At 67.4% G+C, this 14,424-nt stretch carries 7 protein-coding genes; 1 reads left to right on the plus strand and 6 read right to left on the minus strand.

The features are described from left to right. Nucleotides 1-29: 29 nt before the first annotated feature. The 5 genes from pglZ to ACIA8X_RS32455 form a co-directional block, all read right to left on the minus strand. Nucleotides 30-2,927, minus strand: a complete 2,898-nt coding sequence (gene pglZ / locus ACIA8X_RS32435; protein WP_399459768.1) for a BREX-2 system phosphatase PglZ — start codon at nucleotides 2,925-2,927, stop codon at nucleotides 30-32. 34 nt (nucleotides 2,928-2,961) lie between these two features. Next, the gene (locus tag ACIA8X_RS32440; protein WP_399459769.1) at nucleotides 2,962-6,888 is read right to left on the minus strand and encodes a phage resistance protein; all 3,927 of its coding nucleotides are present in this window, start codon (nucleotides 6,886-6,888) and stop codon (nucleotides 2,962-2,964) included. Between the two features lie 191 nt (nucleotides 6,889-7,079). After that, on the minus strand, nucleotides 7,080-8,525 hold the full coding sequence (locus ACIA8X_RS32445) for an ATP-binding protein (protein WP_399459770.1): 1,446 nt from the start codon (nucleotides 8,523-8,525) through the stop codon (nucleotides 7,080-7,082). Between the two features lie 147 nt (nucleotides 8,526-8,672). Continuing rightward, nucleotides 8,673-8,876, minus strand: coding sequence for a DUF397 domain-containing protein (locus tag ACIA8X_RS32450; RefSeq protein ID WP_399459771.1), 204 nt, complete (start codon nucleotides 8,874-8,876; stop codon nucleotides 8,673-8,675). Further along, nucleotides 8,873-9,757 (minus strand): helix-turn-helix domain-containing protein, encoded by an 885-nt coding sequence (locus tag ACIA8X_RS32455; protein WP_399459772.1) that lies wholly within the window; start codon nucleotides 9,755-9,757, stop codon nucleotides 8,873-8,875. The genes ACIA8X_RS32450 and ACIA8X_RS32455 overlap by 4 nt, the downstream gene beginning before the upstream one ends. Before the next feature lie 199 nt (nucleotides 9,758-9,956). On the opposite strand from ACIA8X_RS32455, the gene ACIA8X_RS32460 reads away from it, so the two are divergent. Beyond that, entirely contained in the window at nucleotides 9,957-10,610 is a 654-nt protein-coding gene (locus ACIA8X_RS32460; RefSeq protein ID WP_399459773.1) for an ATP-binding protein, read from the plus strand. On the opposite strand, the gene pglX is transcribed toward ACIA8X_RS32460, so the two are convergent. Beyond that, nucleotides 10,611-14,354: a BREX-2 system adenine-specific DNA-methyltransferase PglX gene (pglX, locus tag ACIA8X_RS32465; RefSeq protein WP_399459774.1), complete on the minus strand. Its 3,744-nt coding sequence runs from the start codon at nucleotides 14,352-14,354 to the stop codon at nucleotides 10,611-10,613. It abuts the gene before it with no gap. Nucleotides 14,355-14,424 lie beyond the last annotated feature (70 nt).

The following is a 14,424-nucleotide window of genomic DNA, read 5'->3' on the forward strand; positions in this document are numbered from 1 at the left end:
GGCGCCCGGGACCGACGACACCGTTTTCCTCAACTCAGCTCGAACTGGTCCCGCAGCAGTCCGGTGTGCAGCCGCAGGGTCCGCCCGTCCGGCAGTGTTTCCAGCACCTGGACACCGTCGTGATTGAGCAACTGCCGTAGCACGGCGGCGAAGCCGTCCGCCGGCCGGTTCGCGGGCAGGCCGACGCGCTGGGCGAGAGCAGTCATGGGCAGGGTGCCGCCTGCGTCCAGCAGAGCGTGTACGGCCCTTTCCACCCGAGCAAGGTCCGGTTTACGGGCGAGCAGCTGCACCTGTGACGTGAAGACCTCGGACTGCAGGAGAGCGTCGACCAAGGCATCACCCGGAGACACAGGGGCTACGGACAACAGAGCGCCGTCCTCGGATCCCGAAGGAACCAGCGTCACGTCGAACAGTGCCTCGTGGCTCTTGGCGAGTTCCGCCTCGCTCTTGGTCTTCTTGGGCGACTTCTTCGGTACCGGTGCCGAGACCGCGGCGGCGTGGGCCGCCCGCAGCGGCTGCTTTTCCCCTTGCGGGGTCAGTGACCACCAGCTCGGCCGCTGGTTCCCCAGCTCCCGCCAGCCGCTCGGCGGCTTCGCCCCGAAGGGCAGGAAGGCCAGCACCGGGATGGCGAACTCGGCCAGGGACGCGCCGCCGTGATAGCCGGCCTTGCGAGACGTGTAGCGGGTGTCGGCGTTCCAGAGGGCGACGATCTCGCTCTCCGGTTCCGGGTCGAGAACCCGAGGGCCCGTCAGCACGATTTCCTGCTCAACGAGCGGACCTACGGGGCCACGGTGCCGCGCGGACCGCACATCTTCGGCGTCCACCCGCGCCGACCGCCGATCAATCACATGGCCGTGGTCGCTCGTGAGCATCACCGCCCGGCCCTGCGCCGCGGCAGACCGAAGCAGTGCTCGCAGCCCTCCTATGTCGGACAGTCGCCAGGCACCGTTACCGAGTTTCTGCTCGGAGGCCAGTCGGTCGTCCACGGTGTTGAGGACCACCGCCACATGCGTATGGTCGCCGACGAGCGCCTCGTGCAGTTCGGGCCCGAACGGCTCACCACTGGTCTCGGCGCGCAGATCGTCCTTGTGGAAGACCGCCACGTCCTCCCCGCCCCAGAAGCGGTGAGCGGGAAACAGCCTCTTCTCGTCGGCCTGCGTGCCCTTCATCAGCCGTGCTGCGAAGAGCGAGGTCCGCGACACGGAGGTGACCGTGGGGAGCGCGGCTGCCATCGCGCGGCGCCGCGGAGCGTCCTTCGCTCCGGGCAGCGGGTCGTACTCGGCCCAGTGGTCGCGCAGTTGCTCGCCGAGCTCGGCGGCGATGGCGGCGCTCATCCCGTCGAGCACGAGGAGCAGCACTCTCCGCTCTCCGGCCTTCACGACCGGGGCGACGACCTCGGGGAGGAACGTCTCCACGGCCGGCATCGAGCCGGGACCACGGTCGGTCGCCGCCCGGGCGGCAAGCACTTGGGCGAAGTGCCGGTCGATCTCGCGCCGACGGTCGCGCGCCGAGGCGCACAGAGCGTCGTACGCGGCCCGGAGCGCCGGATCGGGATCGCCCCCGGACTCGATGTGCTCCAATGCCAGGTCCACCCAGCCCGTCTCGGTGACGTGACGGGCGATGGCATCCGCCACCGTGTGGGTCTCGACCGGCGGGTCGGTCGCGAGCCAACGTGCCAGCCGCTGCGCCATGCGCACCCGCTCGATACGAACGCTGTAGTCGGGATCCCGGGCGAGCCGGTGTCGGCTGAGGGCCTTCACCGCGGGTGTGATCCGCTCGCGGCCGCTGCTCGACAGCGCCTCGCCGACAGCGGTGAAGCGTGCTTCAAGTCCAGCCGCCAGTACGGAACTTGTCCCTGCAGCCCGTTCCGCCCCGAACTGGCGGGAAAGGGCGGCCGCTCGGTCGAGAACGAAGCCGGTCAGCCGCCGGGCCTCCGCCGCCGTTTCGTCACTGTCCGACCGTCCCGTCAGCAGCAGGGCGGAGACGAACTCCTCGCATGACCGTCCGAAGGCCGCAGCGAGGGCGTCAAGATGCTCACCCTGGGCGGGCGGTTCCTCTCCGAACCAGCGCTCGGCCCGTCCCCGGGCTCGGTAATCCTCCGCGTCCGCCACGGCGTCGGCGGGCCCCCACAGCGCCGCGCAGACCAGCCCGAACGCGACGGCGTCCGGCCCGTGTTCCGCCGTCACGAGGGCGAGCAGGGCCTGTCCCGCGCGCCCGGCCTGCTCCTCTTCGCTGAGGAACTGCACGAGCCCGGCTCGCTCGGGCGTTCGCAGCGCCAGGAGCCGTTCCGGGCCGCCAGGCACGAGAGACCACCGCAGCAGGGTGTGGATGTCCAGTTCGTCCCCGGCTCCCGCCGCGGAGCGGGAGATTTCGGCGTCCGGATCGTAGCGGCCGATTCCCAGCCTGCGCAGGGCGAGCGAGGTAAGCGCCTCGCGCCGCGACAGGACACCGCCCGCCAGCTTCGGCCATCCGCCGTGCGGCGGAGCGGCGTCCAGCAGTGCCTCGGCAGCCCAGTTCTCCTCGAACAGCCGGTGGTCGGAGGCGCCGGCACCGAAAGCCTCCCGTACGACGTCCCAGGTGTCGACGGCGTTGACCCGCTGCCGGTGCACCTTCGCCAGCAGATCGGGCCCGAGTTCCGCCTCCTCGCGGTCGGTCAGTACCACCAGCACGTCGGGCCCGGTGGCCGACGGTTTCTGGTGTGCGAGGAGCAGCTCGTACACGCCGAGGGGAGAGGGCGCCGCCGCGACCGTGGCCCGCCGCTGCTCACCCCACGGCAGCTCGTCCGGGCCGTCCCAGGAGGGCGCGGCCCGTAGCAGCACGACCCTGCGCTTGTCCGGCTTGAGGCCGGGCTGTGACGCCAGGTACTGGGTGATGGTCGCGGCGTTGAGCCGCACCGCGCTGGTGGTGGTCACGGCCGCCGTACTCACTGTTCCCACACCCTCTCCGCCTTCTGCCTTCCGCTCATTCCACAACCCGCCAGCTGATTTCGATCTCTGCGTCCGGCTCGGCAGCCGCCAGTTCGGCCAGTTCGGCCTTCAACTCGGCCAGCGCACGGGAGGCTGTGGTCCGGCCTCCGCCCGAGCGGCGTCCCGCACGTGGTCCGCCGTCGGTGCCAGGGTGGGTGGAGGGCACGGGCGGCTGGCTGGTGTCGGTGCTCAGGCTGATCGCGTCGGGCTTTGTGAGAGGTTCGGTCGGCGTGGGCGCGGCGTACGCCCTACGCGGGTCGGTGGTCTGTGCCTGACTGCGCTCGATGACGGCGACGATGGCGCGCCGTGCCTCCCGCAGCGCCTCCTTGAGGTCCTTGGTGCGCTGATCGACACGCGCCGCGCCGCGCAACTCCTCCAGCACTGCCTCACCCTGCGGCCCGTAGTTGGGCGCGAGCTTGAGCATGTCCCAGGCCGCGGTGGCCAGGGCAGCCGCGACGGACTCGGCCTGCTTGATCGACGCACCGTAGCGGCTCGTCGGCACGTCGCCGAGATCGAAGCCGGCGAAGGCGGAGATGACCTGCTTCGCCGCCCCGGAACCGCCGCTCGCCCCCTGATCCAGCCCGCGCAGTTCGTCCAGCAGGTCCCGGGCCCGGCGGGCGATCGCCAGTCGGCCGGCTTCGTCGGTGCCGTCCAGGCCGAGCAGCGTCACGTGCTTCTCCAACTGCGCCACCAGATCGGCTGCGTGTGGCTGGTACGTGCGGGCCTGCTCAGTGATCCGCCGGGCGAACTGTCCGACCATCCGGCCCCGGCGCAGCCTGGGCGGCTCCTCACCGAAGATCTCCCAGTAGCGGCGTCCCGCCTCTTCCCAGACGCTTTCCTCCGGCAGCGGCTGGGAACGCAGAGCGTCTTGCGGCTTGATCGCCGAGAGCTCGGGCGAGGGGTCGAGCAGCGCACCGGCCCGTACCCAGACCCGGTCGTCCATCTCCGCGTATGACGCGATCACCAGATTGGCGAGGAACGGCTCAAGACCCATCGGCGAGGGACGGTCGATCCACTCGGTGAGCTGCACGACGCTGAGGTCACCGGGACCGGCCTCGCCGCGCGCCTGGAGGGCGAAGTGCTCCGGCCAGCGAGTCGAGAGCCGGAAGTACGCCTCCTTCTGCTGGCCGAGTCCAAGCGGCGCGGCGATGCGCCGCATGAGCGGACGCTCCTTGGCCGGGATCTCGGCCTGCCGGTCACCGGCCTCGGACGCGGCGCGGATGTGCCCGAACACCGTCCGCGCGTCGGCGAGTTTGACGACGGTACCCGTGCCGTCGGGGTCGAAGTCCGGGTGCGCGGGGAACTGGTGGGCCAGCAGCTTGCCCGCCACGTGCCGGGCCGCGTCGTGCAGGGACTGCCCGATGGAGACCCGTAGATCCGGCACGTCGGGCAGCGGCTCCAAGTGCTCGTTGAAGTCCGGGTTGACATCGCCCGGCTTCTTGGCCGCAAGACCGTAGGCCTGCTTGAAGGCCGCCTTCACCGTCTTGGTGAGCGTCTCGCGCTGGTCTTCCAGCAGCGCCTTGGCGCGGGCCCGGTTGTCGGAGTTCAGGTGCTGCGCGTAGCTGGTGTCGAAGCGCCGCTGGTCGGCGAGGGCGTAGTGGATGACGACCAGCCGCTGGAAGTCCTGGAAGCGGGCAGCGGACAGGTGGGTGGGAATCCACCCCACAGTCCGTGGCCGGTTCCCGGGAAACCTGCGGAGCTCGGCCATGCGGTTGGCGTCCTCGCGCGGCCCGTACTCGCCCTCGTCGTACGGCAGATCGATGATCATCCGCCACAGCCCGTCCTGGCTGGGGGCGAACTCGTGGTCCTGCAGGTCGTCGTGGTCGGCGATGTTGCCGAAGATGACCTCAACCGTGCGGTTCGAGCCACGCCAGACGAACTTCAGCTCGTCCGCGGTGAGCCGTTCCTGGAGGTCGATGCCCAGCTCTTCGGCGAGGAGTCGCTTGGCGAGGGAGCGGCGGTTGGCTCGGTTGTTGTTGACGTTGGCATTGGCGATGACGGAGTCCACGTCCACACCGGCCAGCTCGAGCCGTACGCCCGGGTTGACCTTGGTGCCGGTGGGCTTGATCTCCGCGAAACGCGCCGCCCACTCGTCGACCTTCGACTGAATCGCGCCGACCTCAGCGCCCGGGATGGGGGAGATGACCGAGCCGTGGTTGAGGGACGCGAGCCGCCGGATCGTCAGGTCCCGCAGCGCGGGCACACTGGGCGCCAACGCGGACAGCAGAAGCGTGCACATCAGCCGGTCGTCGCCCACGAACGCCTTGCACCGCTGGACGAGTCCCTGATCGGTGACGGTCTCGCGGCGGTGGCGGTAGCGCTCGATGTCCTCCTCGGTGACGTCGTACATCGCCAGGAGATAGGGCCGCAGCTTGGTGCGGTACAGCTTGTCGGCGGCCTGGAACTCCACCTTCAGACTGTCGACGAACGGCCGGTCGCCGCCGTCCGCGATGACCGGGTAGAGGTCGCCCAGCGGGATGAGCTGCTCCAGCGTTGCATCGTCGCGATGATCGGCCAGCAGCTGGCCCATGAGCTTCAGACCGGTACGGGAGCGCTGCAGCGCCGAGGAGATGTGGACCAGGGTGTCCATGAACGAAGGGGAGAAGGGATACGTCAGCCGGAACGACGACTCGTCGGCACCGGTCGTCCCCTCGTCGGAGCCCAGCAGCACGTCCCACACCTGCGGTCCGACCCGCTTGATCTTCGCGAACGCCGCGTCGAGCTTGGCGGCGGCCTCCGCGTCCTTGGGCTTCAGGAGACGCGCGTGGGCGATCTGCGGGAGGTTGCGGTCCTCCAGCGTGATCTTGTCGAAGCGCCCGGAGGCCAGGTTGAGACTGTCCTGGATCGCGGTCTCGGCCGCCCCGGAGACCTCCTGGCCGACCAGCTCCCGCAGATCGCGCTGCCGTGCGATGAACGACACGATCGGGATGGCGCGCCGAGAGTCGGCGCCCTCCACGAAGTTGGTGATCTTGTCGGCTTCGCGGGAGACGAACTTCTGGTCGTGGATGCGGTTGGCGAGCCAGAGGATCAGCTCGTCCATGAACAGGATCAGCCCGTCGTACTTCAGCGACTTCGCATGCTCGGCGATGACGGCGAGGCCGGCGTCGAGAGAGATGAAACCGTGCTCGTCCTCGGCGGCGTTCTTCGCGAAGCCGGGGAACCAGCTTGTGCTCGCGTCATGCACGAGCTTGGCGCGCAGCTCGGCAGGGGTGGTCGGGTTGACCAGATTGAGGTTGACCTCGGCGCCGTCCAGTTCCTCGGCGGCGAGGGCGGTGTTGAGGAGTGCCGGGGTCCAGGCGAAGGAGTCCCCCCACTCGTCGTCGGCATCGAAGGCGTCTCCGTCGGCTGCGGCTCCGGCGAGCCCTTCGATGAACTTGTCGTCGCCCATACGATCCCTCAGCGCGCGGATGTCCGCGAAGAGGGAGTCGGTCCGGTAGACCTGCGGAGTGGGCGCATCGTCATGCAGTGCCTTGACGTGGCTGACGTACCCGCCGAGCACCCGCTGCTCCAGGGACTTGGCCCCGAGCATGTGGTACGGCACGAGCAGGAACCGCTTCCCGTCGGTGCTCAGCCATTCGTGCTTGGCCAGCACCGGATCGAAATCGGTCCGGGCGCGTGCGGCCTCGTCGCCCCGGAGCAGGGCGTGCAGCACGGCCATGAAGTGCGACTTACCGGAACCGAACGAGCCGTGCAGATACGCGGCCTTCGACGTCTGCCCGTCCAGCGCGGTCTTGATCAGACTGAGCGCCTCGTCGAAGTTCTCGAGAAGGCGCTCGGTGACGACGTAGTCCCGGAGCGCCCGTTCAGCGCCCTCCTTGGTGACGGCCTCGGCCAGCTTCAGGACGAAGTCGGACGTGGAGATGGACGTCTTGATGTCGATGACATCGCGGAGGAGGGGGGCCGTGGCGGCGGTCGGGGCCATCTCTGTCTCGCGTCTCCTGTTTTCCGTGTACTGCGTCTACGTCCACCGGGCAGCGCGGCGCGTCCCCCGTCGACCGGAACGACGTGCGATGCCCGCACCGCACGCTGCTCCGGAAGCACCGTCCGCCACTGTTCACCCATGTGGGGACGGTCTCCGATCGTATCGGGCGTGTCTGACATGGGGGAGGGAGCTCACGCAGCGGAAGCCCAGGCCTCCATCAGCTGCTCGGGCCCGTACGTGGCCGCCAGCCCGTCCACAGAGAACCCGGAGCGGGACACCGCGACCAGCGGAGTGTCCTCGTCGGCACCGGGTACGACGAGAGCGTCCCGGGCCAGCGCGGCCAGGGCACGGCGGTCGAAGGTGCTGCGCTCGTGCCACTTGATCGAGCCGACGAACCCGATCTCGCGCGCTGGCGACCGGTCCGCCCCCACCAGGTCGACCTCGGGGTTGTTGGTGCGGGGCCACCAGCCCCCCACTTCTCTCACCTGCGGCCACGTGTCGTCGGGCAGCAACCGGGCCAGGGACTCCCGTACGACGGGCTCGATCGCCCGCCCGCGCCACGAGGTCCATCCACGTTCGACCGCCTCGACCACGATCCGGCCACGCCCGCGCTCGATCTCCGGGATCCCCTGCTCCAGGAAGGCGAGCCAGAAACGGAGGTAGGGGTCGGCGACGCGGTAACGGCGGTCGCGGTCTCCGGGGTGGGTGGAGAGCGGGGTGTCGACGGCGATGAGCCGCTTGTCCGCGAGGCTGCGCAGGGCCGGGTTGAGCGAGCCGGGCGGGAGCGGTCTATCGGCCGCCCCGGCTTTCGCGGCGATGGTTCCGAAGGTCCGCTCACCGCTGCCGATCACGGAGAGCACGTGCCTGGCCTGGAGGGCGGTCGGGAATTCGGCGGCCAGTGCCCGCTCGGCGGAGACGAGGAGGGGGGAGGTGGGGTCGTCGAGGGCGCGAGAGAGGAAGTCGGTGCGGCTCTCGCTGTCATGCCACTCCTGGCAGATGAGGGGCAGGCCGCCGGTGATCAGATGGGCGTCGAAGGCGTCGGCGGCCGGGAGCCCGGTCATTGCCATGACCTCGGAGGGGGAGAGGGGCGCCAGGACCATCTCGACCCCTCGCTGGTGGAAGGGGCGGCCGTAGGCGGAGAGCTGCTCCATCATGGCCAGGTCGCTGCCGATGAGGATGAGCAGCACGGGCTTCCGGCTCAGCACCCGGTCCCACACGGTCTGCAGGGTGCCTTCCAGAACCGGGTCGCCTTCGAGCATCCACGGCAGCTCGTCGAGTACGACGATGCTGGGGGCGTCGTCCGGGAGCACGGCTGCGAGCTGGCGCAGGGCGGTGTCCCATTCGGCGACGGTCGTGACGCCGGCGAGGAGGGCGGTGTCGGGCAGCGAGGAGTGCCGGACCTCGTCGAGGAAGCGGGCCCGTTCCCGTTGGGCGTCCTCGCCTCGGGTGGCCTGGTGGACGACGTAGGGCACCTGGGCGCGCTCACAGAAGAGGTCGACGAGCCGCGACTTCCCGACGCGACGCCGGCCGCGGAGGAGCAGGGCACGGCCGCGCTGGTCGCCTCGGCCGTCGCGTACCCAGGCGAGGTGGCGGTTCAGGGTGGCCAGCTCGGATGTGCGGCCTACGAAGCCTGGCATGGGTCACCTTTCGAGCTTGCTCGTGATGAACATACTCAAGTGAACCATAGTATGGTGAATTCGAGTAACGAAGGGTGACTATGGGTGATGAGTACGTGTAGAGCAGGAAGGCGGTGAAGGGCAGGCTGGCCTTGTGGGTGATCGGGTTCAGCTCAGGTGGGCGATGAATGCGCGCCAGGCGTGGGGGGCGAAGGCGATCACTGGGCCGGTGGGGCGCTTGCTGTCGCGGACCGGTATGAGTGCGGGGATGCCGTCGGTGATCTCGACGCACTCGTTGTTGCCGCCGCTGTAGGTGCTGCTGCGCCACTTCGCGCCCGACAGGTCCAGCATGCTGTGGCGTGCGCTATTCATGCTCTGTGCTCCTTGGCCCTGCGTCGGATGACGGCTCGCGATTCCATCGGAGAGAGCGCGGACGTGCGAGCGGCGTCGAACAGATCTTGGTAACGGGCGACTTCCGCCTCCCGCTCCAGCCAGATGGAGCCGGTTGGGTTGTCCGCCAGCACCACGTCGAGCGCTGCCTCCTCCGAGAAACCCAGTACTACGTACGGGCCGAACATACTCGCGTGTGCTCCGCGCGAGAACGGCAGGACCTGGATGGTCACGTTGGGCTGCTCGGAGATCGTCAGGAGGTGCTCCAACTGAGCCTGCATCACCTGAGGGCCGCCGACCTGTTGGAGGAGAACGGCCTCCGACACCACTGCCCAGAGATGCAAAGGGGAGTCGCCAGTGAGTCGCTCCTGTCGGGCGAGGCGAACCTGGACAAACTTTTCGATCTCGTCGGCTGTCTGCCATTGTCGTGAGGCCACCGTCACGGCACGGACGTACTCCGGGGTCTGGAGCAGGCCGGGAACCAACTGCGCCTGGAACGTGCGGATCTCTCCAGCCATGGCTTCCAGCGCGATGTAGTCGCGGTACGTGTCGGCGAGGACGGATCCGTACTGGTTCCACCATCCTTGCCTGCGACGGCGGTTGGCCTTGCGGGCCAGCGCTCCCAGTCGCTCGCGAAGCTCAGGGTCCGCCACCTCGTAGGCGTGCAGCATCGCGGTCAGGTCCGGGAGTCGGACGGCCACCCGACCGTTCTCGATCCGGCTGATCTTGCCCTTGGTGCAGTCGAGGGCTTCAGCTGCCTGATTGGTGGTCAGCCCTGAGGCCTCCCGCAACCGGCGTAGCTCGTCGCCAAGTTGGCGGCCGAGCACGGTCGAGGGGTTCGGGGTGGTGCTCTTCGTAAGCATGCCAACACCTTTAGCAGAGCCGTGGATGCGTCAGGGTTGCATTAACCCGGAAGAGGGAAGATTGAGGTCATCTCAGTCGGCAACGTTGCAAATTCGGATGGTGCGCATACATTCTGCTGGCCATGGACATCGGCGTCCCATGGCTCGACTTGCTGTCTCTATGGGGCTCCGGTCGCGCGTCGACCCACTGGGGGCTGCCATGGCTGCACCGAATGAAGTCACCTTCCGGTTAACCCGTTGCCGTCGCAGCGTGCCCCGAACGCGAGCGCTGGCGCATGCCGTGCTCAGCGGCTGGGGAGTCAGCCAAGACGTCTTGGAATCTGCGGAGTTGGTGCTCTCGGAATTGGTGACCAACGCGCTGCGCGTACGTGTGCCGAGTGATCGACAGGTGGGTGTACGGATCGCGCGATCCCCGGAGGTCGGGCTGCTGCGGCTGGAAGTCAGCGACGCGGGCTCGGGCAGGCCCGAAGTGCGGACGCCCGGTGACGAGGAGACCGGCGGACGCGGGCTGTTGCTCGTGGAGGCGTTGGCTCACCGCTGGGGAGTTGACGAGCGCGTGGGCGGGATTGGGAAGACCGTGTGGGCAGAGCTGAAAGCGCCGGACATCGTGGCTGAGCCTGACGGATGGGAGGTCGCGGCGGTCATGGTGCGGCCTGGCCAGCGAGTGCGAGTGTGGGGTGAGTGGCGCGGTGTTCGTGCGGTGCGCACTGAGCCGTACACGGCTGGTGGACTCGCCGTTGTGCTTGGACTGGACGCGGCCCCGGCGCTACGGGTAGACGCGGCCGAACCGTTGACTGTGCGGGACGATGGCGTGCCCTCCGCGTGGGAGAGAGGGGAGGGCACGCCGGGGTGATCAGCCCTTGGTCGGCTTCCCGGGACGCCACGCGCGCAGGTCGTCGTCGGTCAGACCGTGTTCACCCTGCTTGGTCGCCCGGTAGCCCGCGAAGAAGGCTGCGGGGGAGCCGCCGTACAGGGGGTCGAACTCGTCGTGCCACTGGGTGAGCCAGGGCTGAAGTTCGAGGAGGCCGGCGAGCAGCGGGGTCATCTGTTCGTCGGACAGCTCGTCGTGGTTCGTGAAGTACGTGCTGAGGGCCTGAGCCTGCTCACGGTGGTCCCAGCCCGCCCAGCCGAACAGGTCCGGAGTGCCGGAGATCGTGCCGGTGGCGTAGGAGATGAACCGCTCCTTCGGCACGTCCAGCTTCCCGCGGGCGCGCCAGTAGGACGGCTTGAGGAAGTCGGCCGACGTGTACTTCGGTGGTACGGGGATCGAGTCCCGGATCCTCCGCTTGGCGGGCTCGTCCGGGGCGGCGTCTTCCTGACGCTGGAGATCCCAGACGTGCTCCCAGTCGGCGCGCTTTCTCAGGCCGGTGGGCTTGTAGCGCAGGGCGGCGAGGAAGGGGACGTGCTCGTTGGCGAGGAGATCCGTGACGATGGTCGCCAGTTCCTTGCGGGGGGCGTACAGCTCAGTGACGGAGACGAAGTCCTCGTCGAGGGAGAGGGCGGAGGTGAGCTGAGCACGAGTGAGGATGGTCGGCTGGCCGTCCTGGAACCAGAGTTCGCGGTTCTCCATGCGGTCGAGCAGCCAGGAGCGCAGGGCCTTCTCCTGGAGCGCATCCCAACCTTCCGTCGCCCACCGGCGCTTGTACTCGGGGCGCTCGACCATGCCGATGGCGCGGGATGACTCGATGGCGTCGATACGCTTCTGGACGACCAACCTGTAGGTTTCAGGCCAATGGGCCGGGATTTTAGTGATAGGGGTGTGGCCATGGTGACTGAACCACTTTGTGGCAATCTCGCCGTCTCTGATCTGGCGTGCAATAAGGATTTCGAAGGCGCGCTCACCAGGCTGGATTCCCGGAACGTCATCTTCGGGATGGCGGAGGTCTTCAGAATGCAAACCGTAGATTGAGTAGACCTGCCAGTCCATCTCTTCCTGCAGAGCAATCATGCGAGCACGAGTGAATTCCCACCGGGTGCGAGTTTCGCGCAGCTCAGTAGAGGAAACGGGACCGTTCGTTGAGATCAGCGCGGAGGGGCTGACGCGTGCCAGCTCCTGGGCCAATGCGTCAATAGACGCTGCAAGTTTCGTCGAGTGCGGCGACGGAAGCGGGAACTCTTCGATTTTGGTGCCGGTGAATTCGTAGTTCCAGGACCAAGGCTGGTCAGGCATACCGCTTGCGGCCGTGGCGTTACCCTTGCTGTGGCTCACTTGTTTGAGCCAGAAACAAGCAGTCGAGCTGTTTAGGAGTCCCAGTAGGCGAAGATGATCGTCTTCGTTTACTCCCTCTCGGAGTTTGATCACAGGGGCGGATTGTTTGAACACCTTCCCACCCCGATCCAATACGAAGTGGTTGTGAGTCGCCACAAAAGCGAAGGTGATTGACAGCGGTGTTCGGTAGCGCTCAGCGACCCATCGGTACCAAGTCCACCACGCTTTACCGAGGTCCTGTTGGGTCTGGCCGTCGAAATCGGTTGTGGAGCGAAGGTGGCTTCTAGTGGTCCATAGAAGTCGCGCCCACGGGGCCTCGGGGTCGTAGGGTAGCGGTGTTAGATCGTGATCGTACGGTGTGATCGCGCTTTCGACGGGATGGCTATCCCAGTCCCTGACCACTTCGCCAACAATGAGTTGCTTGGCGAGCGTTCCAGAGATCCGCTTTCGTCGGAGGGCTCCTGGCGTGCTGATGAAGGCGTCGTCCTGGCCGGGAAAGCTGGCGAAACCAATGTCCCGAGACAGGGTGCTCTTCAATTTACTTCGCTTACTCGATTCAATCTTCTCGTTCAACTCCAAGCCGCCGTCAGCGAGGATCCAAGGCTGCTTTCTGAAGTATCGCTCACGGTCGAGATCGTCCACTGACACCCAAGGGCCGACCGAGCCGGGGGCGTCGATCTGGTTTACAATCGCATTCCAAACCAGGCCATCCTCACCGCTTTTGTCGCCTGGAGGCTCACCCTGGATGCCGCGAACAGTGCGAATCGTAGTTGAACGGCCTGCTCCTGCTCGTCGGCGGCCCACGAGAATTACAGTTGGTGTGCTGTGTCCTGGGATGTAGGCACCCGAGCTGTCGATAACTTCGGTCAGTTCTACCTTATGTGCGAAATACTCCTCAATTAGCTTGGATCCGAATTCTCGCTTCATGAACGAGTTCGCGGTGATCTGTCCAACCATGCCGTAGCCGTACCCGTCTGGCTGGCCAACTTTCGCGAGCTGGAAGAAGCGCTCAGCAAAGGGAACAGACAAGGCGTATTTCCCTGAGCAGGATGCATACAGCTCCCGGTACAACGCGTTCAGCTTCTTGTCCTTGACTGTGATGTATGGGGGATTCCCTACAACCACGTCATACCGTCCTTGCTGCAGTATCCCGGGATACTCGTGCACGTCCTCCGTGGCATACGAGAAGTCCGCCAGCGGGTCCTGCGCTTCCTCATCGCCAAGGGAAAGCTCAAGTTGCCGTGCCTTGATTAGCGAGTCGCCTACAGCCAACTGGATCGGCCAGTCGTACTTCGAGGCCTCCGCCAGCGTCCGCACCCCCGAGACCGCCATCGCCGCCACCAACAAGCGGAACCGTGCGATAGCCACCGCGAACGGATTGATGTCCACCCCGTGCACGGAGTTCAACGCATCCCGCACCCGCTCATGCACATCCCGCCCAGGCTCCCGCTCCGCCCAAAGCCGGACCATCCTCCGGAATGCGCCCAGCACGAAGTGCCCCGACCCGCACGTAGGGTCGATCATCTTCAGCTCGCCGAAGCGCCCGCCCAGCTCCCGCACCACCGGATCCATCGTCCGGTCGAGGATGAACTCCTCCACGAACTCCGGGGTCTGAAGCAGCGCATACGTCTTCCGGGCCGCCTCCGACAGATCCTGGTACAGGTCACCCAGGAACCGCGTGTCCCACCCTTCCGTGCCGTCCTCGTTTAGCGGGTCGGTGAAGTCGTGGACCAGCTCACCGTCCTCCCGGCGCTCCCGCCAGAACTCCACCAGTGCCCGCGCCCCGTCGTGCGAGACCGGGATCTGATACAGCGGGTTGCGCCGCTTGTCGAACAGCAGCTTGCCGGCCTGCCCGGAGCCCAACTCCGCGAACGCCCGCTCCAGCCACCCTCGATACGTCGGGTCCTGCTCATCTTCGACGTACTGCCGGTACCGGGCCTCCGCCAGATCCCGCCGCTCGGCATCGGGGCCCGTGAGGTACGGCTCCGGGATCAGCCGGTTGTCCTCGCAGAAGCGTACGAACACCGTGCCCAGCACCCACGCCACCGCGACCTGCGTGATCCGCTCATCCAGCCACGCGCTCCAAGTCGCCCCCGTACGGCCGAGCTTGAACGCCTGGTCGTACTCGGCCTTCAGCCGCCCCGCGACCGCCTCCGCCGCCCGTACCCGCTCGGCCCGCTCCTCCGGCAGCTCGGCCAGCCGTTCCTCCAGCCAGGCATCCCACTTGGGGCTCCCCTGGGGATCGGCCTTCTGCAGCTTGCCGTACTCCGTGCGCAGCGGCTTCAGGACTGTCTCGCCGTCCCGTACCTGCTGGCCGAGGTCGACCTCGACCGCCTTCACCTGCTTGATCAGGTCCGTCAGCAGTGCCTTGGACTTGCGGTCGATCACTTGGTCACGTCTCCTGTCGTCATCCCCACCCACACGCGAACCGCTCCGAGTACGGCACGCGCGCTCAGCG

The sequence above is a fragment of the Streptomyces sp. NPDC051738 genome, assembly GCF_044453205.1.
Taxonomy (GTDB): domain Bacteria; phylum Actinomycetota; class Actinomycetes; order Streptomycetales; family Streptomycetaceae; genus Streptomyces.

Bases quoted from the DNA above. Each gene is read 5' to 3' on its own strand.
- ACIA8X_RS32445 (WP_399459770.1), bottom strand. From the start codon at position 8,525: ATGCCAGGCTTCGTAGGCCGCACATCCGAGCTGGCCACCCTGAACCGC.
- ACIA8X_RS32460 (WP_399459773.1), top strand. From the start codon at position 9,957: ATGGCTGCACCGAATGAAGTCACCTTCCGGTTAACCCGTTGCCGTCGC.
- ACIA8X_RS32450 (WP_399459771.1), bottom strand. From the start codon at position 8,876: ATGAATAGCGCACGCCACAGCATGCTGGACCTGTCGGGCGCGAAGTGG.
- ACIA8X_RS32440 (WP_399459769.1), bottom strand. From the start codon at position 6,888: ATGGCCCCGACCGCCGCCACGGCCCCCCTCCTCCGCGATGTCATCGAC.
- ACIA8X_RS32455 (WP_399459772.1), bottom strand. From the start codon at position 9,757: ATGCTTACGAAGAGCACCACCCCGAACCCCTCGACCGTGCTCGGCCGC.